Raw genomic sequence first — 26575 nt, forward strand, 5'->3', positions numbered from 1 at the left:
CCTCGCTTTCCTAAACATCTCAACCTCTTTTCAGGAGTAGCAACATGGCTGCTAAAGAAGTCCGTTTTTCCGCCGATGCCCGTGAGCGTATGCTGCGCGGCGTCGACATTCTCGCCAATGCGGTGAAGGTGACGCTGGGTCCCAAGGGCCGCAACGTCGTGATCGACAAGAGCTTCGGCGCTCCCCGCACCACCAAGGACGGCGTCACCGTCGCCAAGGAAATCGAGCTTGAGGATAAGTTCGAGAACATGGGCGCCCAGATGGTCCGTGAGGTCGCTTCCAAGACCAATGATCTGGCCGGCGACGGCACCACGACGGCTACCGTTCTCACCCAGGCGATCGTTCGCGAAGGTGCGAAGAATGTGGCCGCTGGCATGAATCCGATGGACCTGAAGCGCGGCGTTGACATGGCCGTTGCTGTCGCCATTGAGGACATCAAGAAGCGCGCCAAGAAGATCAAGGGCACGGCTGAAGTGGCCCAGGTCGGCACGATTTCCGCCAATGGCGAAAAGGCTATCGGTGACATGATTGCCGAAGCCATGCAGAAGGTCGGCAACGAAGGTGTCATCACCGTCGAGGAAGCCAAGACCGCCGACACGGAACTCGAAGTCGTGGAAGGCATGCAGTTCGACCGCGGCTACCTCTCCCCCTACTTCATCACCAACGCCGACAAGATGGTGGCCGAGCTCGAAGAGCCCTACATCCTTCTCCATGAGAAGAAGCTCTCCTCGCTCCAGGCCATGCTGCCGGTGCTCGAGGCTGTCGTCCAGACCTCGAAGCCCCTGCTCATCATTGCCGAAGACATCGAAGGCGAAGCGCTTGCGACCCTCGTGGTCAACAAGCTGCGTGGCGGCCTCAAGGTCGCGGCCGTCAAGGCTCCGGGCTTCGGTGACCGCCGCAAGGCCATGCTGGAGGATATCGCGATCCTCACCGGCGGCCAGGTGATCTCGGAAGACTTGGGCATCAAGCTCGAGAACGTGACGCTCGACATGCTCGGCCGCGCCAAGCGCGTGAAGATCGAGAAGGAGAACACCACGATCGTCGACGGTGCCGGCAAGAAGGCCGACATCCAGGGCCGTTGCGCCCAGATCAAGGCGCAGATCGAGGAGACCACCTCCGACTACGACAAGGAGAAGCTGCAGGAGCGTCTGGCCAAGCTTGCGGGCGGCGTTGCCGTCATCAAGGTGGGCGGCGCCACCGAAGTTGAAGTCAAGGAGCGCAAGGACCGCGTTGACGACGCGCTGAACGCCACCCGCGCTGCGGTGGAAGAAGGCATCGTCCCCGGCGGTGGTGTGGCTCTGCTGCGCGCCAAGGCGGCCGTCAACAAGCTGAAGTCCGCCAATGCCGATATCCAGGCCGGCATCAACATCGTGTCGAAGGCACTTGAAGCCCCGATCCGCCAGATCGTCGAGAACGCTGGCGTTGAAGGCTCGATCGTGGTCGGCAAGCTGCTCGAGAAGGACGGCAACTGGGGCTTCGACGCGCAGAACGAAGAGTACTGCGACATGGTCGAAAAGGGCATCATCGACCCGGCTAAGGTCGTGCGCATCGCTCTCCAGGATGCAGCCTCCGTCTCCTCGCTGCTGATCACCACGGAAGCGATGATTGCCGAGAAGCCCAAGGACAAGGCCCCGGCCATGCCCGGCGGCGGCGGCATGGGCGGCGGCATGGGCGGCATGGACTTCTAAGTCCAACGCTCAGCCATCGGCTGAAATTAGAACAGGAACCCCGGGAGAGATCCCGGGGTTTTTTCGTTCAGTGAGATTGATGCCCGAGACGGCCCCACTCCGTTTTCGCTGGTGTTCACCGTGAACGCCAGTGTGCCGCCGCGGCCGGGTTCGATAGCAGCCAAGGCAGACCCACGAACCAGCCGAGATGACGCTGACAGAATGTCTTGCGCAGCATTTCCGCAGCCGGGCAACTATGGAACGGTGATGCCATAATAAGCTCCCTGACTGCGTTCAAGCGTCAGTCTCTCCGCGCTTGAGATTGAAGCAGGGAACAGGATGAACTCAGCGAAATGCCCGTCGTAGTTCGGTCCCACCTGCAATGTATCCGCAGCAGCCGGATAGCCATTGCCGGACAGGAACAGCGTGCCGTTCAGGTAGACTCCACGGGTGTTGGCCGAAGCGGAGTTCTGGAAGGTTACAATTGCCGGGGTGTTGAGGGCCACCGGCCAGGCTTTGGAGATGCGGTAGGGGCTCGTATTTGTGCCCATGTCAAAATAGAGCACGCCATCCGACCACGGCATATGTGCCAGAACCCTCAGCGTGTTGGCGGTGCTGGTCAGCAGACGCCATGCCGTGGCAACGTATCTGTTGCGTTCGACGGTGACGATCGCAATCGTAAACTCATTGGAGTTGGCCAGAGGGCTTGCCGCCCCCAGCTGCTGACTCGAGGCAAAGCGAACTGCTGGCCTTGTGCCCAGAAGCTCCACCGCGCCGCCATTGACCAGCCGCGGCTGGGAGCCGGAGGAGACCTGTACGGCGTTCAGCCCATTGCCGGACTGGTCATACCAGCTGCGGACAAAGCACGAGCTGCTGCCGCAGAAACCGGCGAGCGCGGTTTGGGACAGGTCACCGCCGATGGTGAAGGGAATATCCTGCTCCGTATTGTCCGATGCACGCCTGACACGCAGCAGAGGTCCGCTATAGGCGGCGGAAAGCCGCCGTGTGGAATAGGCCGCAGCTGAGGAAGTGAGGCCATCAAGCGCACCGCCGGAAAAGGAGGGGACCGCGGTGGCCGTCCGTGCCATGCCCGTGCCGCCTGGCACAGTCGAAACGGTGACCGACAGCGTGAGCGTGCCCGTAATGAGTGATGAAACGTCGAGGCCAGAGACGGTGTGCGGACTGCTGCCGATGGTGCCAGAGCCGGTGAGGGAGCCTGAACCGCCGGCCGAGGTGATGGTGTAGCTGAAGGACGCTCCCGCCGGCACCTTGGAGATCGTGAAACTCACTGCAGTGGCGTTGGCATTGCTGATGGCCGCGAAGGCTGCGGTATAGGTCTGGACCTTGAGGCTCGAAGTATCGGGAAGCGTGAAGTTCAGATTGGAGGGGGAATTTCCCGCGAGATCCGTGATGCTGCCGCCATTGAGCTCGAGTGGCGAGGCGAGCGTGATGCCGTTTGCATCAAAATCTCCTGCCTGCACCGGATAGCTGAAGGTGAGTGCGCTGGTGCCGGAGCCCGAGGCATAAGTTGCATAGCGCGTGACGCCGCCCACATCGATGGCGATGCGCGGTGTTCCGGTGACGGTCACGGGCTCGCTGGCGGCAACGGTGAAATTGAGCGTGGCTGCGGCAGCGGGGAGGCTTAGCAGCCAGAACACGGCCGCGAGCCAAAGCATACTTTGAGCACAGGCAGCGCTACTGAACCAAGATGCCATAATAGGCTCCCTGGTTGCGCTCCAATGTCTGGCGATTCGTGGTGGACAGCGTCGAATTGAAGATCGTCACCTCGGAAATGGTGCCGATCCAGTCGCCCGTCGATTGCTGGCCAACGCCACCGCCGCCGACCCACATGCTGACCCCGGACGTGGCATAATAGCTGCTGTTGCCGCCCGTCGCGAAGACCCCGTCGTAGGCGCCCGACACATTCGTGACGCCTGACAGAATTGTAATCACCCGCTGCTGGGTGACCGCGCCGCTGAGGTTGACGGTGGCCCCACCGATGTTGCCGCCACCATAGGATGCTCCGCCAACATTCGCGCGGATGATGCGGCCGAAGTTACCGGCGATGCCGCGGTCGCCGAGGACGTGCCTTTGCGACGTCGTGTCCGTGTTGCGTGCCACGACGTTCCAAGTTGCCAGGATGGTTTGCCCAGGAATGGAGACTGAAAGAAACTGGCCAAATGCCGTGTAGCGCAGCGCAGGCTGTGCTCCGTCGAGTTCCGTTACGCCAGCGGCATAGATGCGCGGCTGACTGGCCGTATTCGTCTGGATGGCGTTTATGGCGTTGCCGGACTGGTCGTAGAGGGTGCGCGCGAAGCAGGAGGAGCTGCCGCAGAAGCTTGCCAGTGCCGCCGTGTTCAGATTGCCCGCGAGGGTGGCGCCGATGTCCTGCTCGGTGTTGTCGGAAGAGCGGCGCACGCGCACCAGCGCGCCGGTGTAACCGGATCTCAGGCGGCGGAGGGAATAGGCGGCTGAGGTTGCGGGCAAGCTGTCGAGCACGCCGGTGAAGCTCGGCGTGGCGGTGGCGGTTCTCGCCGTGCCGGTGCCGCCTGCAGACGTCGAAACCGTGACCGAGAGGGTGAGCGTGCCTGGCGGGAAGGTCGAGACGTCGACCCCTGAGACCGTGTGTGCGCTGCTGGAGATGGTGCCAGACCCCGTGACCGTGTTTGCGCCGCCGCTCGTGGTGATGGTGTAGGTGAAGCTGCCGCCGATGGGCGCTTTCGAGATCGTGAAGCTCGCCGCATTGGCGTTGCTGTTGGTGACCGCAGCGAGGGTGGCGGTGTAGGTTTGGACCTTGAGAGCGGAGGTATTCGGAAGGGAGAAGCTGAAGTTGCTCGCCGGATTGCTGGCAAGATCAGCGATGCTGCCGCCGTTACGTTCGATGGGCGAAGCGAGCGCGATGCCATCAGCATCGAAATCACCTGCCTGCACGGTAAAGGTGAAACTGAGTGCCGCGGTGCCGGAGCCTGACGCATAGGTGGCATAGCGCGTGATGCCGCCCACATCGATGGCGATGCGCGGTGTTCCTGAGACGATGACCGGCTCACTGGCCGTGACGGTAAAGTTCAACGTGGCGGCGGTGGCAGGGGCCAACACCAGGCAGAGTGCTGCCATAAACCATAGGAGATGTGCCGCTGCGCACCTCATGGCACGGTGATTCCCGAAATGTTGCCGAGCCATCGCTCGATGGCCTGCCGCTCCGCCGTGGAATATCCGCCGACGCCCAGATAGATCGTGTGGGCGCGGCCCGCGAAAGCGCGGGAATAATCGGGCATGTTTCCGATGCCGAGGACGCCACCCAGCCAGCTATTTGCGACGGTCGTCGTGCGGAGATGCCCGCCATTGCCGTAGACTGTGGCGGACGTGGTGTCGACGACAAGGGAGCCGATGCGCGGCGTGGTGTAAAAGGAGGTTTCGATGATAACACCAGGGCCAAAATAATCGTCCCCCGACAGTTTTGCACCGAGGTTGGAACCGCCAAGAACGCCCCAGATGCGGCCGCGGCCAGTCCCGCCGTCCCCGAGCGCATCAATGAGGTGGGTAGACCACCCGGCATTGCCCGTAGGCACCGCGCTGGCCGTGTTCAGCCCCATGCCGGTACCGTTGAACCAGGCTGCGGGAAGGCCATTTAGCGTTTCGATGCTGCCCGCATTGACGAGGCGGGGCTGCCGGCCGGACGCGGCCTGTGATGCATTGCGGCCATTGCCGGACTGGTCATACCACGTACTGATAAAGCACGATGCCGAGCCGCAGAATGCTGTGAGGGCCGTGGTGTTGAGGCCGCCGCCCACGGTGGCGCCAATGTCCTGCTCGGTATCATCGGTCGAACGGCGTACGCGCAGCAGCGCGCCGGCATAGCTGCTGAACATGCGGCGGGTGGAAAGGGCAATGGCGGCGCTGGAGAGCGGAGTGAGCGCTGCGTAACCGGGCGTGGCCGTAGCCGTCTGGGCGGTGCCGGTGCCAGCACCACCTTTCGAGACGGTGACGGAGACCGTAAGCGTGCCGGACGGCAGGTTTGAAACATCAACGCCCGAGACCGTCTGCGGCATGCTGGCGATGGTGCCGGCGCCCGTGACGGAGCCAGAGCCGCCGCTCGACGTAATTGTATAGGTGAAGCTGCCACCCACCGGTGCCTTGGCAATGACAAAGCTCACCGCACTGGCATTGGTGTTGGTAATCGGGCTGGTCTCGAAAGCCGCCGTATAGGTTTGAATCCTCAGGGACGATGTATTGGGCTTGGTGAAAGCGAGGCTGCTGAGCGGGTTTCCCGCCGCATCGGAAATGGTGGCGCCATTCAAGTCAATCTGCGGATCGTCAATGCTGATGCCATCGGGATCAAAATCACCGGCCTGAATGAGATAGGTGAAAGGCAGTGCCTGAATCGCTTGCCCCTGTGTGCCTGCATAGTTGGCATAGCGGATCACGCCGCCCACGTTGACGGCAATGCGTGGGGTTCCGGTGATTGTCACGGGCTCACTGGCGGTGACGGTGAAGGTCAGGGTTGCGCCAAGAGCGGCCGTACTCCAGAGCTGGATGAAAGCAATGATCCAGACGAAACGACGCAATCCTTTTGCAGTGGCCTTGGCCCTTTGAGCATCAGCTGACAGGCCCTGAATCATGGTGCCGCCGACATCCATCCCGATGCGTGGGGCGCCACCTGCCGTCACGGGTTCAGTGGTGTTCACCATCAAGGTGAGGGTGGCGGCCGACAACGGGCGGCTGAACAGGCAGAGCGCCACAATGAGCCAGAGGAACCGGCCCGGTGAGCGCCATTTCGCAAGGCAGCCCAGCACTGCCGCCATCACTGCGCCGGGATTGAGATCATGTCGGTCGTGGGCCTCGCATCGATCAGCCGGGCTTTTTCTCGCCCAGCCGCCACATGCCCGTCTGGCCCCGTTTTCTTGCGCCAGGATGACGTTGGACTGGCGCAAGCCCCGACCGCGCGTCGCAGGCCCTGTGCACAGCCTCGCCCCGCTACGGCGTGCCTTGCAAGCTGCGGTTCGGGTCACCCCCCGAGACGCCAGTGCGTTGTTTAAGGCCGATGTGCTTGCGTGACGATGTGATGAGGATGGGGCGCGTCCTTGGGTTTTTATGGTACGTCCGCGTTCAGGCTTTTCCGCGCGATCACCCTTGCATTTCGCACGGCATCAGACTAGGAACAGCCCCGGTCAGCGCCCGTAGCTCAGCTGGATAGAGCACCAGACTACGAATCTGGGGGTCATGGGTTCGAATCCTGTCGGGCGCGCCATTTTCTGCATGTTTACGAAGGCTGGCGGGCGTGGAATCGCGTTTGCCGCGGCAGGTTTGCCGGTCCTTTCTGCCACGTGCGTCCGCTGAGCCATTTCACATGCGATTGCAAGGAGATCGGCCCGTTTTGGGTCCAGGGGCAGCTGTTTCGATCCGGCTTTTGTGGTACCGTTCCCGAAGGCAGCAGAAAGACAGGAATCGTAAATGCTTCAGCTGAACCGCCGTCACGCCGTTGTTCTGGGGCTGGCCGCAGGAGTGTGCGCGCCTATGGCTCGCGCGTCCACCGCAGCCGATGCCGGCGAGATGCTGGCCCTGATGACCGGCGCGCTTCAGTCGCAGGGTTCACTCTCTTTCCAAGCCACCCTGGATTTTGGCGGATCTGCCGGGGCAGCCGGGCGCAAGACACTGGGAACGCGGGTGCAGGCCGCGTACCAGCGGCCGGGCCGCCTGCTCGCCCGATATGGGGACGGGGGCGATCTCGTCCTCGCAGCCGAGGGCAGCAAGGCCACGCTGTTCCGCGCCTCCAAGGCTGCAAAGGCGGTTCTGCCGGTCAAGCCCGGCCTCTCTGCCTTCTCCGTGGACGGATTATTCCTGCCATTCCTCGGGCTGTTCGCAGCTGACGTCTCAAAGGCCTTGCTGGGCGAGGTCCGCTCGATCACCCTGCTGAGCCAGGGGCTGCCGGACCAGACGGAAGAAACGGTTCTCATTGCCGTGCTCTCCAGCCTGTTCACCGGCGAAATCTGGATCAGCAAGGGCAGCTCCCTCCCGACCCGGATCATCGGCACGTTCTTCGACGGCGCGGGCGGAACGGCAGCAAGTGCCAGACTCGATTTTTCGAACTGGTCAACAGCGCCATTGGCGCCAAGTGCCTTCGACGTTCCGGGCTTTCAGGAGGCGCGCGAGGTGACGCTCGACGCATTGGAACGCTGATCTTCAGGCCGCGCCGCGCAGACGCCGGAGAGAGAACATCGCCGCTGCGCCAGGCAGGCCGTCAAGCGCCGGGGATTGCAGCACGCACAGAATCGCCATTGTCCAAAGGACGTGCCGAAGGTGATGGATAGCCGTTACGGAACGGATATTCCCGCGATGGTGCCAAGCCAGCGCTCGATGGCGGTGCGATCCTGCGTGGGATAGGTGCCGGTGCCCAGTATCACGGTGTGAAGGTAGCCGTCATAGGCGCGGTTGAGGCCGCCGAGATTGCCGATTGCCAAAGCCTGACCGCCTTCAAAAAGAACGCCGCTCGATACGCTGCTCGCGAGGCTGCCATTTGCCCAGATACTGGCTGCGCCGGTGGCGGCGATGGCGAGGGACACGATCCTTGGGTTAGCGGTGGAATAGCTGCTTATTATGGCGCTACCGCTTGGGCCGAAATAGTCGTCCCAGCCGTCGGTATTGGTTGCCAAGCTGGGATTGACGTCCTCGCCCCAGATGCGGCCGCGCCCGGTCTGGCCCGGGCCCACCACCTTGGTGAGATGAGTGGACCACACGGCAGAAGACGAGGGAAGAAGGCTCGACGTCACCAAGGCGCTGTTCTTGAAGACGGGCGCGGGAAGGCCGTTGAAACGCTCGACCGTTCCCGCATTGACGATGCGGGGTTGCCAGGCGGCCGATGCCTGGGCGGCATCCCGGCCATTTCCCGACTGGTCGTACCAGCTGCGGATATAGCAGGAGGAAGAACCGCAGAAGGCCGTGAGGGCGGCGGTATCGAGTCCGCCCGCCACCGTGCCTGCGCCGATATTCTGTTCGGCATTGTCGGAGGACCGCCGAACGCGGATCAGCGGCCCCGCATAGGCGCTGCGCAGGCGGTGGAGGGAGACGGCAATCTCGGGCACGGCCCGCCCATCGAGAATGCCGGTAAAGGCGGGGGTGGCCGTTGCGGTCTTTGCCGTGCCCGTGCCGCCTGCCGGATTGGAGACGGTGACGGAGAGCGTGAGCGTTCCCATCGGAAGGTTCGAGACGTCAACGCCTGAGACCGTGTGCGGCCTCGCGGTGATGGTGCCGGCACCGGTGACGGAGCCTGAACCGCCGCTTGATGAAATGGCATAGGTGAAGGAGGCACCGATCGGCGCCTTGGCAATGGAGATGCTGATGGCGTTGGCATTCGCATTGGTGACGGGGTCCGTGGCGAAGGCGGCGGTGTAGGTCTGGATCTTGAGATCTGCCGTGCCAGGAACCGTGAAGCTGAGTGGCGAGACGGGATTGCCTGCAATGTCCGTGATGGTGCCGCCATCGAGCTGCAGCGGCGAGACGAGGACGATGCCGTTCATGTCGAAGTCGCCCGGCTGCACCTGATAACCAAAGGTGAGTCCGGTGCTGCCGGAGCCCGAAACGTAGGTGGCATATGACGTGACCCCGCCCACATCAATTGCGACGCGAGGGGTTCCCGTCACCACGACAGGCTCGCTGGTGGCGACGGTGAAGATCAGCGCCGCCGCGGCAGCCGGGCTACTCAGCAGGCACAACAGCGCGATCAGCCACATGAATTGGGAAACGGGCGGTCGACGGGACATGAAGAGCGCGGCCTTCACCTCACTGCACCGTGATTCCATAATAGGTGCCCTGGCCGCGCTCCAGTGCCTGGCGCTCGCTGGTGGAAAAGGCGGACGGCGCGAGCACGGCCTCCGAAATCGGATTGGCGCTCCAGCGCTGTTCGCTATTGAAGAGCGTATGTCCGAAGAGATAGCCAGTGGTGCCGTTGGGCACGAGCGGTGCGTTTGAGAAATTGGTCCCCGACACGGTGCTGCCATTCTGGAACATGGCGGTACTGTTGGTACCCGCACCTTGCGTGTATGTGATAACGGCCGAGGAGGCCAGGACCGTGGATGTCGGCATCCAGACAACGGTTTCCTTCAGGCCGACAATGTTCTGACCGAAGGTATAGAAATTGGCCGATGACCCTACTCCCAGTGCAATGCCACCGCTGTTGGCCGCAAGGCCGCCCAGCTTCACCCAGGCGCCGCGCTCGCTGGCCGAGGTTTTGGCGAGGACGATGTTGATGCTGACGGGATAGCTGACGAGAGGACCGAGCGAAAACAGCATCTGGTCATCGACGCCATCGCCCTTGATGGCGGGCCTGCTGTTGACCTTCTCGATGACACCCGCGTTGACGATGCGGGGCTGGCTCGCGGCAGCCGGTTGTGTGGCGTCCCGCGCATTGCCGGACTGATCGTACCAGCTTCGCACATAGCAGGAGGCGGCGCCGCAGAAACTCGTCAGCGCGGTGGCATTCAGATCGCCCGCAACAGTGGCCCCGATATCCTGCTCCGCATTGTCCGTCGAACGGCGCACCCTGAGGAGTGGTCCTGTATAGGCGGCACGGAGACGCCGGACCGAATATGAAGATGACGTTGCTGGTGCCGTGTCGAGCGCACCCACAAAGCTGGGCGTGAAGGCGGCGGTTCGCGCAGCACCCGTGCCGGTGGCGTTGGTGACGGTGACGGAGAGGGTGAGCGTGCCCGCGGCGAGGCCCGAAACATCAACGCCCGAGACGGCCTGCGGACTCGCGGCAATCGTGCCGGAACCAGTGACCGTTTCAGAGCCACCGTTCGAGGAGATCGTATAGTTGAAGGCGGCGTTGATGGGCGCTTTGCTGATGGTGAAGCTGACAGCAGCAGGATTGGCAGTGCTGGTGTAGGCTGCCGTGTAGGTTTGGACCTTGAGGGCGGAAGTCTCCGGCTTGGTGAAACTCAATGCCGCCATTGGATTGCCGGCTGCATCCGTGATGGTCGCGCCGTTCAAATCAAGCTGGGTCCCGACGTCGATGCCATCGGCGTCGAAATCGCCCGCCTGCACCGCGTAGCTGAAGGTTAGGGCCGATGTTCCGGAGCCCGCAGCAAAGGCCGCATAGCGGGCGGTGCCGCCCACATCGATGGCGATGCGCGGTGTGCCTGTTACCGTCACCGGCTCATTGGCCGTGACCGTGAAGCTCAGGGACGCGGCTGAGGCGTGAACGGCCATAAGGCCGAGGGCGGCGAGCAGCCAGGGAAGCTGGCGCAACGACCCGAGCAGTTTCAAGGAATTGCTGAAAATGCCCCCCACGGAACTGACGTCACCATCGCTGAGCAGATTTGCGCCGGGGATGGGATTGCCGGGAAATGTCAATCACGCACCTGCTGCGGCTGACCGCTTTCTCAGAGATCATCATAGGTTCCGTCCGGCGGCGGCGTGACGGAGACGATGGTGGGCGCCACAGTATCCTTCGTGACCGTTGCGGTGACAGCGCTGCCCGCATTGTTGAGCGTGTCCGTGAGAGCCGTTGAGACTGTGAGCGTGCCATCGGCAAGGCCCGAAAGATCGAGACCGGTGATCTGCTGCGGATCGGTGCTGATGGTGCCGGTTCCGCTGACGGGCGTGCCGCCGCCCGAGCTGCTGATGGTGTAGCTGAAGCCCGCTCCATTCTCGCCGCCGGCAATCTGGATGCCGGCGGATGTATGATTGGCCAGGTTAACATAGCTGCTGATGAAGGAGGTGGTGTAGCCAGTGGGGGGCAAATTATCGAGAACGGCCGTATCCTGGCGCGCAGCACCGGTGCCCTGGCCGCTGACGGATACGGTGACGGAAAGGGTCAGCGTTCCAGGCGGAAGGCTTGAGACATCGACACCCGTGATTGATTCGCTGTTGCTGTTGATGGTGCCGCTGCCGGTGACGGAACCCGCGCCGCCGCTGCTCGACATCGTGTAGCTGTAGCTGCCCCCTTGCGGCGCCTTGGTGATAGTGAAGCCCACGGCAGTGGCATTGGCGCTGGTGATGGGAACCGTGGTGAACGTCGTGCGGTAGGTTTGAATCTTGATGCCTGACGTGTCGGGTGCGGTGAAGTTCAGGTTCGTGGCGGCGTTCCCCAAATTGTCCTGCAGACTTCCGCCGTTGGGATCGAGCGACGACGCGACTGAAATGCCATTGGCATCAAAATCCCGTGCCTGAACGGCATAGCTGAAGGTGAGCGAATTGGTTCCGGACCCTGCCGTATAGCCGGCATAGCGCGTGACCCCGCCGACGTCGAGGGCAATGCGGGGTGTGCCTGTCACCAGAACAGGCTCGCTCATCTGAAGCGTGAAGTTGAGTGTGGCGGCCGAGGCCGTTGCATTCAGAACGCAAACGGAGACGAGGAGGCACAAGGCACGGCGCAAGCCTCTATAACTAGAGTTCATCGTAGTTTCCGTTTGCTGGAGGGATTAGGGCAACAATTGTGGGTGGAGATGCATCCTTTGCCATTGTGGCTGTGACGGCGCTTCCTGCATTGCCGGCGGCATCCGACAGCGTGAGGGAGAGAGTCAGCGTTCCATCGCCAAGGCCCGAGAGATCAAGCCCGGTGACCTGCTGCTGGGGAGAGCTGATTGTTCCGGTTCCGGTGACGGGCGTACCGCCGCCCGAGCTCACGATGGTGAAGCTGTAAGACGCTCCGGTCTCTCCGGCGCCGATCTCGAAGATCGCGGAGGCGATGGGGCTGAACAGGAAGGACGCGCTGTAGCCAGAGGGCGGTTCGCTGTCATAGACGACACTTGGCCGGTTCGATGCCGCATTGGGATTGTCGCCCCCGGTCGCGACCGCGGCTGGAACCTCAAGCTCGACAGAACCCTGGCCTGTGGGGGTGATATCGACCGTCCAGGTAACATTGTCGGCTGTCTGCAGGTTGGTGGCCGTGCCGTTGGCCACCACAAGATCGGAAAGATCAAACCCCGTCACCGCAGTGCTGAAAACGATCTGGAACGGTATGGGGCTGGTGGCGGCGGTGCCAGTTGTTAGTGGCGAGATGGTGACAGTCACTTCTGACGTGGACTTCGATATCTGCGTGGTCACCTCGGGGCCAACAGCGCCCTGATTCGAGACCACGCGAAGCGTAAGGGTGAGGATTCCGTCGGTCAGGCCCGAAACGTCAATGCCCGGGATCACTTGCGGCGCGGCCCGGACGAGCCCCGTTCCCGTCACCGGCGCGCCTCCACCGGAACTGGAAATCTCATAGCTGTAGCTGGCGGATGAAGGCGCCCCTGCCAGTTCAAAGGCGAGAGCATTCTGGTTCGATGTGTTCACGCCGCTGGCGAGGAACTGGATGGTATAGTCGTTCGGTATCTCGCGTTCTTCCGTCAGAATGACGTTCTCGCGGTTGACGAAGGCGAGGCGGCGGTTGCTCTCCGGTCCCCAAGCGCTGCCTGCGCCGCCGCCACCGAAGTTATCGGCACCAAGCTGATATGTCAGCCGCAGGCCCGCAATGAAATCGCCTGCGTCATCTCCAGCCAAGGTCGTTCCCAGCTGCAAGGCGGGGCTCACGTCATAATCCGCCGTGAATTTGAGGCCGGTTTTGTCCTGGCCGGTTTCCTGGTCCCAGTGAAAGGCGGACAGGGACACTCTGAGATCTTCCATTCTGGGAAGCGCGCCGGCAATGCCGGCGTCCCAGCCCGATAAGGGCTTCTCTTCGAAGTTCGCGTTCTCCTTGGCCCAGCCGCTGAGCGCGACGTAGCGGTTTCCGAAGACGGTGAAATCCGATGTCGAGGCCTCGACGCCGAGGCTCATGCGCTGATGACCGATCGGAAACTGCTGGTCATAAAAGGCGTTGATGCCCAGCATCCAATCGCTGCCGGGCACGAGGTAGCGATAGCCGAGACCGGCATTGATGGTGGTGTCCTCAGAATCCGAGCGAACGGCTGCTTCCAAGAAGACGGTGTGATCGAGTGCCTCTGACTCGAACAGCGAATCGATTGTTCTGGCTTCGAGACTGGGGCGCCAGCCTGGAAACCACTCAGCCTTGACCTCGAGATTGCGCAGGAACTTTATGCCGTTGTCCTGGCCATATTGGGTCGCATTCCCGATGAGGCCCGCTAGCTCCTGGTTGGCGGCGGCGGCAACGATCTGAACGGCCTGTCTCTTGATTTCGCGGCTGTCAGGCGCCTCGCCTTCGACAATGAAGCGCATGGCGGCCTGCTGGCCCATGCCCCAGAAGCCGTCCATGGTGGAGCCGAGGAGCGAGCCCCCGCGGCCATCGCCCAGTAACTGCGAAGGCCTGGTCTTTTGCGCCAGGGCGCCGAGGACGCTGCCCGCCACGGCCGAGCGAACCGTTCTGCCGTCGATTGTTGCCGAGGAAGTATTAGGGGGCGTATCCCGGTCTACCCATTCGGGCACCGGCGCTAGGTCTTCCACAGGGTCTGCGGCAGGGGACATGGTGCCGGAGGCGAAGAACGCGGCCCGCGTGTCCGCAGCAGCCCCGACATCAGCAGTGAGCTCGGCTGGCGCAAAGGCTGCGCCCTCTGCCAGGCCTGGGGCGATCTTTCCGGGACGGCGCAGGACATGCCGTCCGCGGCGTGGGGCCATGGCTGCCGTCCGTTCGGCCCCTCGTGACTTCAGAGCTTCCTTAACCAAACTGTTCGGCAAGGGCTGCGTGGGGGGTTGCTTTTGGAGTATCGTGACATGGCCGTTGGGCAGTGGTTCCGTCTGGGCAGCACTTTGCACTCGCAGATAGCGAGCGCATTCGGTGGCGAGCAATATTGTGGCCATAGTTGCTGAGGTAAGCAGCAGGGCCGCAATCACACGCTGCACAAGCATATTCGGCAACCTGGATGACTGAACAAGCTGGCATTTCTGACAGCGCAAGCTTGCCCGGGCCTGCACAGGCACAGGTCACCCCGGCTGAGAATGCCGCCGGCAGGCCCATGATGGCCCGCATTGACGCCGCCGTCAGCGTTCTCGACGCGGAGACGGCACCATCACGTGCTCAGTCCACTTCAGCGATGAGAATGTCCGATTCGGTTTCCACCGCGCCCGCACCGCCGCATGTGAAGGCCTGGACACTGTATTTGCCGCGTCTGATCGAGGTGGCATTGGCGGAGAAACTGCCGGACGCCCCGGTGACGCCATGGCGCAGGAATTGCTCTCCCGACTCATGGGTGAACTCCACCGCGATCGTGACATTCGGCACGGCGGGCAGCAGCGAACCCCAGACGTAAATGCTGCCTCCGCCAGCCTCAAGCTTGAGGCGGAACGTGACCTTCTTTACGGCCCGCACCGGGGCCAGAATTCCACCAATCGGCTCGTAACGGTCATGCCGCTTCGTCCAGCCTTCAACGCGCGGGAAGGCCAAGCGCGGAATATCCTCATAACGGCCGGAGGGTGAGTTGATGTCGTTATAGATAACGGCCCGGACGGCGGACGCACCCTTCTGCTGCAGCCAGACCCATTCCTTGTCGATCACTGCATGCCAGCCCTTGGGAAGGCCGCAGATCAGAACATCGATCTTCTTCATCACCACATAAGGCGAGCGCACTTCTGCCTCGAGCACCACAGGCTCATGCGAGGACGCGGAGCCTGAATCGAAGACCGCAATGTTCTCCTGGGCGCGGTTGTTCTCCGTATTAATTTCGCCAATCTTGGGCTGAATCGCGATCGATATGCAGGAGTGCTTGCCGATGCTGGGCGTCCAGTCAAAGGTTACAAGCTTCTCGCCAAAGCCCCCGATATCCGTCACTTTCTTGGTGTCGAGCAGCTGCCAGTTGCCATTGTCGCCAATGCCGGGCGGCGAGGTGATGTAGCAGGCAACCCACGCTTCATCGACAGTCTGCGGACCGGTGTTGCGAATGCGCGCGAAGATCGTGTTGTTGCGTTTGACGCGCGGACGGTCCCCGCTGAGAATGGGGCGCGAGGTGTCAGAGCCTTCGTGGAATTCGTAGACGGGCGCTGGCCCATTGTTGTTGAAGGGCGACTCCACCCAGATATCGGGCGACTCCCAGGTCTTGGTGTTCCATGGCGTGATGGTGAGATCAAAGGTGCCGTTTGGATCGCCTGGAATCGCCTGGTTCCAGCGCACCCTCACGGCGTAGACCAGCGGGTCGGACTGGACTTCACGATCAACGGAGATGATGAGATTGCGCGCCGGGTCCACCACCTCCTCCCCCGGCGCCAAGATGCCCACCAGCTGAACGTCACGCTCGAATGTGTTGGAGGGCGAATTCCGCTCGTTGACGCGGGTCACCAGCACGCAACCATTGCGGCCTGCGTCAAGAGGGAGATTCTGATCGAAGGTGAGACCCGGGGGCATCTGCTGACGCACTTCGACAAAGTAGCTAAGCCCCGAAGAAGCCGTGAGCCGGATCAGGTGATAGCGGTTCGGCACATTGTCTTGGTTCAGGCCATGTGCGGCGACTTCGTGAACATCGTCATGCTGGCCCGTCACGGACCAGGTGAGGTTCAGGACATTGCTGTCCGCCGTGGTGTCCGAACGGTACCATTTGAACGTGTCACTGATCCAATGCCCACAGAGCAGCGCGCCCCTGCTGTCATCTCCGCTGAGGCACCAGTTCTGGGCGGTGCCCTGGATCACCGACCCATCGGCAAGCTCTTCACGATAAATGTCCCCCATGCCGAGCCAGTGGGCCATTTCATGGGAATAAGTCGTCCACAGGCTTCCGGCCGGCAGCGTGATGAGGCCCTTGCTTGCGGCAAATGCGATCACATCCCCGCCATCCCGGAAGGCAGGGTCGGGTGACAGTGTGCTCCAGCCCCGCACCTGGCCGTCATGTACGGTGATGAAGCCTTCATAGTCTGCTTCCAGCGCGGACAGCGGTGTGCCGGTCTTTGCCATAAAGGCATTGAGCGCATCGATCGCCACACGGTTGCGGTTCTTGGCTTGCCCATTGGAATTCAGGGCAAGATCCAGCGCATCCTGATATTCCGGCAGAGACGGTTCGAACGGCGACGGCAGGTGATCGCCCAGAATGTGCATGGCGGCAGGATCGCTTGCATCAACCGACCAGACGGCTGAATTTCCCGCAGCAACGATGACTTCGACGTTGCGTACCTCCAGATCATAGACTGGAAGCGGCAGCTTATGCTCCCCCAGCAGCGCCGGGGCAGCCGGATTGCTGCAGTCAACCACGATGACGCCATCGCCATAGGCGGCCAGGTAGGCGCGGCCGTTACTGAATTTTACCGCGGCAATGCGGCGGCCAGGCCCCCAGCTGCTGAGCAGCACGGCGCCCGCAGCGGAGATCTGGAAAATCTGAAGCCCCCGGCCATAGGTCGTGACAAACAGGAGGTTGCCTGCAAGCGCGAGATCGGTGATCCAGCCGCCGATATCGGTATCCACGATTCGCGTGAGGCCGCCCGAAGGAGCGAGACGATCCATCCTCAGGACCGTTCCCGCATTGGAAAAGAAGTCGGATCCATTGACGGCGACGCGCGTGCGGAACGCGCCGGTGGCCGCACTCAGCGGGCCGCTCACGAGCTTCATCGCAGCAGGGTTTGCGATATCGATCAGGTTGGTTCCGGCCTGGCCCGCGGCAATGACAGCGCGGGACTGCGTGGGCATGATGTCAACGTCCCAGATGGGAAATGTTCCGGTGCTGAGGCGGCCCAGCTCGACGGCGGCCAAAGGATTGGTGACGTCATAGGCAATGAGCGTGCCGTTCATGGTGCCAGCGAAGAGCAGATTGCCGGAGCGCCGGAGGCAGAGAGTCTTGGAACCATCCCCCGCATAGCCTGGATTATATGCCCATGAGAGTGGCCTGGGATGGCCGATGGGAATCCACCCGTTGCCCGATCCGTTGGTGATGGTCGTGCCATCAAAGGTCATGGTTCGCGCGGAGACGAACAGCAGGCTCTGCCGCGTGCGGTCGATATCGGCATTGGTCCAGTAATAGAAGCCGTGGTCGTGAGGCAGCGTGAGCCAGTCGCTGTAGTTGGGCTTCCAGGTGGTGGAGCCGAATGACGACTCGCGCCAATAGAGGAGTGCTCTCTCTATCGTGGCAATTTCATTGGTCCGTCTCAGTTCGGTGGGCGGTGCTCCCGGAGAGGCGCAGAAGAGAATGAGGACTCCCTGGTCGGTGACGTTGGTCTTGGGTGTGCCGGACTGCGGCCCATGGAAGAAGCGCGGCGGACCTGCCAGCAGGTGATCATCCGCTGCCGGATAGGGCAGGATCTCGAACTCTCCGCCCGTGGCCGAGGAGGCGCCGCTGACATCGACGACGGTCTTGCCGCCTTTTGCATTCTCGTTCACCAGGACGACGAGCGTTTCTGGTTCAGCGGTGATGATGAGGGCAGGCTCGTTTCCAAAACTCACAAGGTTCTCGTCCCGGTTGGGGGAGAAGCCCGATCCCTTGATGGTAACGATGGTGCCCGGCCAGCCGCGGCGTGGCCTGATCTTGTCAACGGAAACCATGCAACAGCACTCCTCAGAAGCTGTGATGAACCATCTCTGCGGGAAAACATTGCATGATTTATTCGAGGCGGCAATTCAATTCACGCCGGGTGCGGATTGCTCAGACCTCCTCACGCCACAGTTTCTCGAACTCTGCGAGCTGCGTGGCATCCAGCTGGCGCGCGGCGTCCCTCCTGACGAAGACCTTGAACATGGCCTCTCCCGCGGCGTTAAGGAACTGCAGCGAGCAGGATTTGCGGCCGTGGAATTGCCTATCAACCAGCGCAATCGCCGCACAGTTCGAAGCCTTGATGTGACCGCCGATCGGGCTCTCTCCGTGGATGTTGAAATAGCCATGTCCAAACGTTCCGGACGGCAAGGCGCCGGTGCACTCCAGAACAATATCGGGCGTGTGCACGATCATCAGCACCTCTCCCCAGCTGGAGATCTTCTGCCACAGGTTTTCGAAGGCGCTTGCTGGCAGGAAGCGCACCTCATGGGCGGGGATGCTCTTCAGCACCTGCAGAAGACTGGCACCGGCGGAGGCCGCGACGGCCTCCAGAACGCCATCAGGCTTGTGGGCCAGAGCCGCTGCAATCCGTTCGCCGAGCGGGGGCGAGGTGGCATCCGTCATGCGGCTTCACGGCCCCCTGCGGTGATGGTCTGGACGGCTTCGAAGCCCTCGAATTGCGGATGCCCCATGAACATGCGCTCCGATCTGTCTCCGGCGCGGGCATGGGCCTTGCGGAATTCCTCAGAGCGCGTCCAGGCTTCGAAATCCTCACGGCTCGACCAGACGGTGTGAGACGAATAGAGGACATGGTCTTCCCGCTCCGGGCCGCGCAGCAGGTGGAACGAGACGAAGCCCGCCATCCGGTCAAGATAGCTTTCGCGCTGCTGCCACATGTTCTCAAATGCCGGAGCATTTTCCTTGTCCACTTTGAAGCGGTTCATTGCGATGAAGATCATGTCTTTCTCCTCTTTCAGTCGATGGCGAATTGAACGGGAACGCGGAATGTCATCTGCTGGCGCGCCAGACCCGGCGGAAAGGGCGGAAATGGTGCGGCATTGCGCGCCATGGCGAGTGCCGCATCATCGATTGCAGGTGCGCCTGAGCGGGTGCTGATGCGGGCGGCGGTCAGGCGGCCCGCGGCATCAATGGTGAAGGACAGAACGGCGGTGCCTTCGAGGCCCTTTCTGCGGGCGGCATCGGGATAGCGCTTGGCGCTGCGCAGACGCGCCAGGATCTTGCTCTTGTAGCTTTGTTCGAGCGCCTTCCCATCGGTTGTGCGGATCTTTCCGTCGGAACCCTTGCCGGCGGCAAGTGCTGCCTTCTGCTTGACGCTCTTCTTGCGAAGGGTGACGGCGCGCTCACGCTTCGGCGCGGGCTTCTCGGCCTTGGGCAGGGGCTGCTGCAGGTTCGGTGGAAATTTCTCGATCTTTTCCACGGGCGGGGGCACAACCACCGGCTCGGCACCCAGGGCGGCCGTCACTTCCGGTGTCTCGACGGCGGGCTGCGGCTGAACCACAGGCCTTTGTTCCAATGGTGGAGGTGACAGTGGCGGAGCAGGAACCTCCGCCGGTTCCTTCGCGGATGCATCCTCCTCCACCGCCGGCCGTTCGAGGACGGGGCTGCTGTCGATCTCGAGGATGAGTTCGGTCGGCATTGAGGCCACATCCTCAATCACATGTTCGCCCTCCGCGATGCTGGCAAACACGATCGTTGCAGCGGCGGCATGGACGATGATCGAGGCCGGAAGCCCTCTCCAGAAGGTCATGGCACGGCCTGTTCCGGCTTGGGCATGGCCACCAGGCCAATGTGGGAATAGCCTTGCACCGTCAGTGTTTCGAATACCGCCATCACGAATTCGTAGCGCGCTTCCTTGTCAGCACGGATGCGCACGCGCTGTGCCTTGCTTTCCGGCGGAAGGATCGCAAGGGCGGGGGCGAGCATGCCGTTGGAGACGGGCTGATCGCCCAGAAACAGTCCGCCATCCTTGTCGATGAAGATATCGATGGGTTTTTCCTGCTCGCGCGGCAGTTCGGACAGGGCCGCGCGCGGCAGATCCACGGGAATGCCCACCGTCATCATCGGTGCCGCCACCATGAAGATGATGAGCAGCACCAGCGCCACATCCACGAAAGGCGTGACGTTGATTTCGCTGTTGAGATCCTCGCCGTGGAAGAGGCCGCTGCGTCCGGGGTTCATACGCGCGGACCCCCGGCCATCTCGCGCATCAGGCGGATCATGATCTCCTGGCCCAGCTCATCGAGCATGGCGACCGAGATGTTCACGCCGACCGTCAACCGGTTATAGAACACCGCTGCCGGTATGGCCGCGAACAGGCCAACCCCGGTTGCGAGGAGAGCCTCCGCAATGCCGGGCGCCACGACAGCGAGGCTGGTGTTCTGGCTCTCGGCAATCGCCGTGAAGCTCGCCATGATGCCCCACACGGTTCCGAACAGGCCCACGAAGGGGCCGGACGAGGCGAGCGTCGCGAGAAACGGCAGGCCGGCCCGGCGCTGGCGTTGAATCTGGGAGAGAAACAGCCTGAGGCGCGCCTCCACGCAATCCCGCAACAGCGGAGTCCAGGCCAATCCGCCCGCCTCCGCCGACATCTCGTGAAACAGCCGGGCCGCTGTACTTTTTGTCACCTCCTCTGTCGTGCCGGCGCGATAACGGCGGATGAAACGGCGGTCAGCACGGGCGCTCCAGGCCAGCGACACGGTCTTCTCGATGATGATCGCCCAGGAGAGAAGCGATGCGAGGAGCAGGCCGGACATGACGGACTTCACCACCACGTCGGCCCGCCAGAACAGCGCCAGATAACCCGTCATGTCGAGAGCGGAGGGATGCATGGGACTGCGGGCGGCTCAGCCGCCCAGCCTTCCGGTGATGGTGAACAGCACGCTCCGGCCCGGCGAGGGAAGAGAATCGAGATAGACCGTGTATTGCTCGTCGAAGATATTGTCGACGTTGAAGCCAGCGCTGATATCCTCCGAGAAGGCGAAGGATGAGAACAGGTTCACCACATTGAAGGCCTCGCTCGTGGGAGCGCCCGCGGGCACGCGGTCCTGGGCGGCGACCGCAAACCAGCGGGCGCCGATCACGGCCCTTTCATCCAGCAGGCGGAAGCCCAGTGTGGAAACGAGCTTGGCGGGCGGAACGGTTTCGAGCGGTTCGTTGTCCGTCAGATTTTCGCCGCGGATGGCGCTTCCTGCCATGCTGGCGAAGACCAGCCCTGAGTCATAGTTGATTTCACCTTCGATGCCCCACAGCCGCGCTTCGGAAATGTTCTGATACTGGTAGACGCCAAGGACGGGGTCATAGACGCCACCGATATAGTCCTTCACGTCATTGTTGAACACGCCGAGGCGGACGTTCAGCGTATCGCTGCTGCGCAGCACATTGCTGAAAGCCGAGTTGATGCCACCTTCGACGGTCGTTGCCGTTTCCGGCTTCAAATCCGGATTGGGCAGGAAGGTGAACACGGCCGGCGGCGGATGAATGCCATCCACCAGCGTTTCGGTGATGGCCGGTGCACGATAACCCTGGGCCACGGTGCCGTAGAAGTTCACCCCGCTCCAGGCCGGATCTTGGAATGGCTTCAGCACCACGGTCGCCTTGGGCGAGAAATGCGAGCCGCTGCTGTCCGTCCCGCCGCCTTCCAGCCGGTAGGCATCGAAGCGGCCGGCGGCGAGCACATCCAGCCACGGCGTTACCGCCACCTGGTCCTGGATGAAGGCGCCGCCCACGATACGTTTGCCCGACGGCGTGTAGAGATCCGCCGTGCCTGCCGGATCCTTCACGTTCACAATGTCCTCGAAGATGTCTCCACCGATGGTCAGCACATGGGCCAGATTGCCGGTGGTGAAGCGCGAGTTGTTGTAAGCATCCGTACCATAGGTGTCGATCCGGAAGTTCTGGCTGGTGCCCAGCAGGGAGCCGCTGTCGCGCTCCTGATTCTGTTCGGTTGAGGTCCAGTAGCCATCGACCGTGAGGTCGAACCACGGATTGCCGCCGCCGTCCCAATTATACTTGCCGGAGAGCGTCTGCGCCGTGACGTCATTGTCATAGAGCGTCGTCAGGCCATTTTCGAAACTGTCATTGTTGACGATGTAACTCACATCGAGCCGGTGACCGTCGGCAGGTGTCAGCGTGCCCTTGACGAGGCCTGCGAGAATGTCCTGGCCGCTGTGGGGCACGACATTGCCGTTGCCATCCGAATAATCGTCTGAATTGCGATAGATGAAATTGCCAAGGACTCCACCATACTCGCCGAAGCGCTGGGCGCCCGTGGTGCTGCTGAGGATGCCGTTGGAATTGGTGTTGTAGCTCACCTTCTGCTGGATGGCCGAATTCTCATCCGCGCGCAGGAAGGAGAGCGCGTCGAGCGTTTCGAAAGCGACCACGCCGCCGATGGCGCCCGAGCCATAGATATTGGCGATGGGCCCCCGGATGACCGTCACCTGTTTCATCATCTCGGGGTCGAAGTAGAACATGCCATTGGCATTGTGGCCGCTGCGCTGGAAATTCTGCCGGGCGCCATCGATCGTGACCGCGACGCGGCCGAAGTCCTGAAGGCCGCGCACATTGATGGCGACGGCCGGATCGTCCGCATTCTGCTCGGTTGAAACACCTGGCATCGGCGCCAGCACGTCGCGCACCGTGTCTTCCTGATACTGCTGAACATCTTCCTGCGTGGCGACGCTGACACCGCCGACGACATCGATCAGCGCCTGGCGGACCTTGTTGACCGTGACGGTGATGAGATCGAGTTCGGTCTCGGTGTCATCTTCAGCGATTGCCGGCGGCGACATTGCGATGACGGCAGTGCCGCACAGCAGAATGGCGGTGATGGTGGAAAGACGCATGGTGCCCCCCAAGGACGATATGTGACGGATTGGGGCTGGCTCCACGCATGCGCGCAGGGGCTGGCGGTGACCTTCGCGGCTGTTGACCCGCGAAGGATGCTTGACACTTACTCAATTCCGACTTAATTAGTCAACTACTAAATCGCATACGACTAAACAATTGATTTTGTTCGGAACTAGCTGATTGCCATGTTCCCTGGCAATGGAGTCCGACATGTTTACGAAGCAGGGTGAGATGGGCGCTGCCGCGCATCATTTCGATGACGGCACCGGCGAGTCCGGCACGCCCATTTATTCAAGCGACGTTCTGTTCAAGGGCCAGAAGGAGATCGTGATCTCCCACCAGGGCTCCAATTACCGGCTGCGCATCACCCGCACCGGCGGCCTCATTCTGAATAAGTGATGGGGGCGGATATGCGCATGTCACCGTTGCGGCTTTCACGCCGCAAGTTGCTCTCCTGCAGCCTCGCCACCGCTGCTCTCTCTCTTCCGGCCCAGGCGGGACGAATCACCGATGCTGCGGGCGGAACCGTCAGCGTCAACGGTGCCGCCCGTATCGTGTCGATCGGGAGCTCGGTCACGGAGATCATCGTCGATCTGCATCAGGCGCGCCGCATCGTGGCGATCGATTCCACGAGTGCCGGCATTGATGGCGTAAAGGGCCTTCCTGACGTTGGCTATCTGCGCGCACTTTCAGCGGAGGGGGTTCTGTCGCAAACGCCAGACCTGATCTGCGCCACGAGCGATGCGGGTCCCCCTGAGGTCATTGACACACTCCGCCAGTCCGGCCTTGCCTTTGCCCTGATACCCCATGTTCCGACAGTTGACGGCATCCTCCAGAAGATCGCGTTGATCGGCACCCTGCTTGATTCGGACACAGCGGCGGCCGCATTGGCGGAAGATTGCAGGCACAGGGCGGAGGCATTGGCCGCCAAGGTCCGCAGCCTTTCGGGACCGAAACCCAAGGTGCTTTTCATCCTGAGCTTTTCCGATGGCCGCCTGATTGCGGGAGGATCGCATACGGGGGCGGATTCGGTGATCGCCATGGCGGGCGGCAGCAATGTTGCCGCCGCCATGTCGGGATATAAGCCACTCTCGCCCGAGACGCTGCTGGCCGATCCGCCGGATGCCATCGTGACGATGAGCGGCGCAGGGATCGCGCCGGACCGTCAGGCCATTCTGGACTATGCACCGCTTGCATCCTCGCCCGCTGTCCTTCACGGGGCGATCCGGGCCTTTGATGGCGCGTCGCTCCTGGGGTTCGGCCCGCGCACCATCGCGGCGGCGGGAGACCTCGCGGACTTCCTCCACACGCCCGCCACGCCGTGACCCCGGCGGGCGAAGCACGCGGGCGGCTGAGCCCGAGGGCCATGGCGGGGCTCCATGCCGCCGTCATCGCGGCCCTTCTGCTTGCGGCACTGTCTTCAGTGCTGTCAGGTGCTGTGAACCTCGGATTGCGGGACGTGATGATGGCGATCATGTCTCCCGCAGAGGCCTCGGCGCGGGATGTCTCGATCCTGTGGAGTGTGCGGCTGCCGCGCACGGTGATGGCGATGCTGGTGGGCGCGGGGTTGGGCATCAGCGGTGCGGTGATGCAGGGGCTGTTCCGCAATTCGCTCGCGGACCCTGGTCTGACGGGCGTCTCCTCCGGGGCGGCGCTGGGCGCCGTCACCACCATCGTCCTCGGCCAGAACCTGCTGGGCAGGAGTGCAGCCTATCTTTTGCCACCTGCGGCTTTTCTGGGCGGATTGCTCGTCACCTTCCTGCTTTACGGTCTTGCCACGCGTAGCGGGCGCACCTCCGTCAGCATGATGCTGCTGGGGGGCATTGCCATTGGGGCGCTCAGCATGGCGGCGACGGGATTGCTCATCTTCATCAGCAGCGAGCAGCAATTGCGCGAGCTTACATTCTGGAGCATGGGAAGCCTCGCCGGCGCAACATGGGCCAAGGTGGCGAGCCTTCTTGTCTGCGCCACGATCGCCCTGCCCTTCCTGCCGCTGCTGCTGCGAACGCTGGACCGGCTGTCGCTTGGCGAAGCGGAGGCCGCTTACATGGGTGTCAATGTCGAGCGCAGCAAGCTTGCCGCCATCACCCTCACGGCGTTGCTCACCGGCTGTGCCGTGGCGGTCAGCGGGGTCATCGGCTTCGTGGGCCTCATCGTGCCGCATCTCCTGCGCATCGGCATTGGGCCATCGCACCGGTTGTTGCTGCCAATGTCAGCTCTACTGGGCGCACTCCTCATGCTGATCGCGGATCAGATCGCACGCAGCATTGCGGCCCCGGCGGAACTTCCCATCGGCATCGTGACGGCGGCCGTCGGTGGCCCCGTCTTCCTGTGGATGCTGATGACATCCGCCGCTGCAGAAGTTCACTGATGATCAGCGCCCGCTCGGCAGGCCTCACGCGTGGCGGACGGACCGTGCTGTCCGATGTGTCGCTCGATCTTCGCGGCGAGTTGACTGTGGCCGTGGGCCCGAATGGTGCAGGCAAAAGCACGCTGCTCAAGCTCCTGTCCGGCGGCCTTGCACCCAATCTTGGAACGATAACATTCCAGGGCAAGGCGCTGCATGAATGGGATGCGGCCCGCCTGTCGCAACATCGCGCGGTTCTGTCCCAGAGCCTGGCCATGTCCTTTCCATTTTCGGTCACGGAAGTCGTTGAGCTTCCCTTGCAGACTGTCGCGGCCGGACGGCGGCGGCAGATCAGCGCGCAATCCCTGGCGGAGGTGGGGCTTCTTGGTTTCGAGAACAGGATTGTCCAGCAATTGTCAGGCGGCGAACAGCAGCGGGTTCATCTCGCGCGGGTGCTGAGCCAGCTTTCCGTCCAGTCCGCGCCCCATTTTCTGTTTCTCGACGAGCCGACATCGAGCCTCGATATTCGCCACCAGGTGGAGGTGCTGAAGGTGGTGCGGCGCAGAGTGACAGCCAGTTGCGGGGCTTTCGTGGTTTTGCACGATCTTACCCTGGCCGCGGCCATTGCAGACCGGTTGCTGATCGTGGTGAATGGGCGCATCGCCGCGGATGGCCCGCCGGCGGAGGTGATGGAGGAAGGGCTTCTGTCCGCCGTCTACGGCATCAGCATGTCACGCGCCGTGCTGGACGGCCGCATGATCTTCCATCCGGAGATGTTGGACCTCAACGCCAGATGAGCGTGCAGGCGGCTGCGCGGCCACCTGCACGTGAAGATGTTACGATTCGTCCTTGCCGGCTTGCAGCAAGCCGTAGTTTTCGATGCCGATCTTCCCGATCAGATCGAGTTCGGTTTCGATGTGGTCGATGTGGCCTTCCTCGTCGGCGAGGAGATCCTCAAAGAGCTTCATGGTCACGAAGTCAGAGAGGTTCTGGCAGGCCGTCCGCGCCTCGGTATAGAGTTCGCGAGCGCCATATTCGGCCTTGAGATCGCATTCGAGGACCTCCTTGATGTTCTGGCCGATCATCAGGGGGTCGAGCGTCTGCAGGTTGGGATGGCCTTCGAGCAGGATGATGCGCGCCACAAGCCTGTCGGCATGGCGCATTTCTTCGACCGATTCTTCGCGTTCATGCTTGGCGAGCCTGACGAAGCCCCAATCCTCGAGCAGGCGGTAATGCAGCCAATACTGGCTCACCGCCGTCAATTCGCTCCTGAGCGCGCGGTTCAGATATTCGATGACTGTGGAGTGACCCTTCAT

At 62.4% G+C, this 26575-nt stretch carries 21 protein-coding genes and 1 tRNA gene; 7 read left to right on the forward strand and 15 right to left on the reverse strand.

The window, feature by feature from the left end; genetic code table 11:
* Positions 1-44 precede the first annotated feature (44 nt).
* Positions 45-1688 (forward strand): chaperonin GroEL, encoded by a 1644-nt coding sequence (groL, locus tag ACO06F_RS09430; RefSeq protein ID WP_421696427.1) that lies wholly within the window; start codon positions 45-47, stop codon positions 1686-1688.
* 233 nt (positions 1689-1921) lie between these two features.
* Here the strand turns inward: groL and ACO06F_RS09435 are convergent, their stop codons facing one another.
* From ACO06F_RS09435 to ACO06F_RS09445, 3 genes are read right to left on the reverse strand one after another with little or no spacing between them, the layout of a single operon-like run.
* A complete protein-coding gene (locus tag ACO06F_RS09435; RefSeq protein ID WP_421696428.1) occupies positions 1922-3343 on the reverse strand; it encodes an arabinofuranosidase catalytic domain-containing protein in 1422 nt (473 codons plus the stop codon).
* 19 nt (positions 3344-3362) lie between these two features.
* Positions 3363-4781, reverse strand: a complete 1419-nt coding sequence (locus ACO06F_RS09440; protein WP_421696429.1) for an arabinofuranosidase catalytic domain-containing protein — start codon at positions 4779-4781, stop codon at positions 3363-3365.
* A gap of 29 nt (positions 4782-4810) precedes the next feature.
* Complete coding sequence (locus tag ACO06F_RS09445; RefSeq protein WP_421696430.1) at positions 4811-6469, reverse strand: arabinofuranosidase catalytic domain-containing protein; 1659 nt, start codon at positions 6467-6469, stop codon at positions 4811-4813.
* A gap of 369 nt (positions 6470-6838) precedes the next feature.
* Here ACO06F_RS09445 and ACO06F_RS09450 point away from each other — a divergent pair.
* A tRNA-Arg gene (locus ACO06F_RS09450) sits at positions 6839-6915 on the forward strand.
* Positions 6916-7118: 203 nt separating this feature from the next.
* Positions 7119-7844: a DUF2092 domain-containing protein gene (locus ACO06F_RS09455; protein ID WP_421696431.1), complete on the forward strand. Its 726-nt coding sequence runs from the start codon at positions 7119-7121 to the stop codon at positions 7842-7844.
* A gap of 134 nt (positions 7845-7978) precedes the next feature.
* Here ACO06F_RS09455 and ACO06F_RS09460 read toward each other — a convergent pair whose 3' ends face one another.
* From ACO06F_RS09460 to ACO06F_RS09510, 11 genes are all read right to left on the reverse strand, one after another.
* Positions 7979-9424, reverse strand: a complete 1446-nt coding sequence (locus ACO06F_RS09460; protein ID WP_421696432.1) for an arabinofuranosidase catalytic domain-containing protein — start codon at positions 9422-9424, stop codon at positions 7979-7981.
* A gap of 19 nt (positions 9425-9443) precedes the next feature.
* The gene (locus tag ACO06F_RS09465) at positions 9444-11015 is read right to left on the reverse strand and encodes an arabinofuranosidase catalytic domain-containing protein (RefSeq protein WP_421696433.1); all 1572 of its coding nucleotides are present in this window, start codon (positions 11013-11015) and stop codon (positions 9444-9446) included.
* A gap of 29 nt (positions 11016-11044) precedes the next feature.
* A complete protein-coding gene (locus ACO06F_RS09470; protein ID WP_421696434.1) occupies positions 11045-12061 on the reverse strand; it encodes a hypothetical protein in 1017 nt (338 codons plus the stop codon).
* Complete coding sequence (locus ACO06F_RS09475; protein ID WP_421696435.1) at positions 12051-14216, reverse strand: inverse autotransporter beta domain-containing protein; 2166 nt, start codon at positions 14214-14216, stop codon at positions 12051-12053. Before ACO06F_RS09475 ends, ACO06F_RS09470 begins: the two co-directional genes overlap by 11 nt.
* A gap of 400 nt (positions 14217-14616) precedes the next feature.
* On the reverse strand, positions 14617-18054 hold the full coding sequence (locus ACO06F_RS09480) for an IPT/TIG domain-containing protein (protein WP_421696436.1): 3438 nt from the start codon (positions 18052-18054) through the stop codon (positions 14617-14619).
* 100 nt (positions 18055-18154) lie between these two features.
* Positions 18155-18667, reverse strand: coding sequence for a heme utilization cystosolic carrier protein HutX (gene hutX, locus ACO06F_RS09485; protein ID WP_421696437.1), 513 nt, complete (start codon positions 18665-18667; stop codon positions 18155-18157).
* On the reverse strand, positions 18664-18999 hold the full coding sequence (locus tag ACO06F_RS09490; protein ID WP_421696654.1) for an antibiotic biosynthesis monooxygenase family protein: 336 nt from the start codon (positions 18997-18999) through the stop codon (positions 18664-18666). Before ACO06F_RS09490 ends, hutX begins: the two co-directional genes overlap by 4 nt.
* Before the next feature lie 17 nt (positions 19000-19016).
* Positions 19017-19811, reverse strand: a complete 795-nt coding sequence (locus tag ACO06F_RS09495; protein WP_421696438.1) for a TonB family protein — start codon at positions 19809-19811, stop codon at positions 19017-19019.
* Entirely contained in the window at positions 19808-20242 is a 435-nt protein-coding gene (locus ACO06F_RS09500) for an ExbD/TolR family protein (protein WP_421696439.1), read from the reverse strand. The genes ACO06F_RS09495 and ACO06F_RS09500 overlap by 4 nt, the downstream gene beginning before the upstream one ends.
* Entirely contained in the window at positions 20239-20892 is a 654-nt protein-coding gene (locus ACO06F_RS09505) for a MotA/TolQ/ExbB proton channel family protein (RefSeq protein WP_421696440.1), read from the reverse strand. The genes ACO06F_RS09500 and ACO06F_RS09505 overlap by 4 nt, the downstream gene beginning before the upstream one ends.
* Positions 20893-20907: 15 nt before the next feature.
* Positions 20908-22908, reverse strand: coding sequence for a TonB-dependent hemoglobin/transferrin/lactoferrin family receptor (locus ACO06F_RS09510; RefSeq protein ID WP_421696441.1), 2001 nt, complete (start codon positions 22906-22908; stop codon positions 20908-20910).
* A gap of 214 nt (positions 22909-23122) precedes the next feature.
* On the opposite strand from ACO06F_RS09510, the gene hemP reads away from it, so the two are divergent.
* Genes hemP through ACO06F_RS09530 form a run of 4 tightly spaced genes read left to right on the forward strand, consistent with a single transcriptional unit; the run spans position 23123 to position 26056 of the window.
* On the forward strand, positions 23123-23311 hold the full coding sequence (hemP, locus tag ACO06F_RS09515; RefSeq protein WP_421696442.1) for a hemin uptake protein HemP: 189 nt from the start codon (positions 23123-23125) through the stop codon (positions 23309-23311).
* An 11-nt stretch (positions 23312-23322) separates the two neighbouring features.
* Complete coding sequence (locus ACO06F_RS09520) at positions 23323-24237, forward strand: heme/hemin ABC transporter substrate-binding protein (RefSeq protein ID WP_421696443.1); 915 nt, start codon at positions 23323-23325, stop codon at positions 24235-24237.
* Between the two features lie 41 nt (positions 24238-24278).
* Complete coding sequence (locus tag ACO06F_RS09525) at positions 24279-25283, forward strand: FecCD family ABC transporter permease (protein WP_421696444.1); 1005 nt, start codon at positions 24279-24281, stop codon at positions 25281-25283.
* The gene (locus tag ACO06F_RS09530; protein ID WP_421696445.1) at positions 25283-26056 is read left to right on the forward strand and encodes a heme ABC transporter ATP-binding protein; all 774 of its coding nucleotides are present in this window, start codon (positions 25283-25285) and stop codon (positions 26054-26056) included. The genes ACO06F_RS09525 and ACO06F_RS09530 overlap by 1 nt, the downstream gene beginning before the upstream one ends.
* 39 nt (positions 26057-26095) lie before the next feature.
* On the opposite strand, the gene bfr is transcribed toward ACO06F_RS09530, so the two are convergent.
* The gene (gene bfr, locus ACO06F_RS09535; protein ID WP_421696446.1) at positions 26096-26575 is read right to left on the reverse strand and encodes a bacterioferritin; all 480 of its coding nucleotides are present in this window, start codon (positions 26573-26575) and stop codon (positions 26096-26098) included.

It is taken from the genome of Aestuariivirga sp., from assembly GCF_965227715.1.
GTDB lineage: Bacteria > Pseudomonadota > Alphaproteobacteria > Rhizobiales > Aestuariivirgaceae > Aestuariivirga.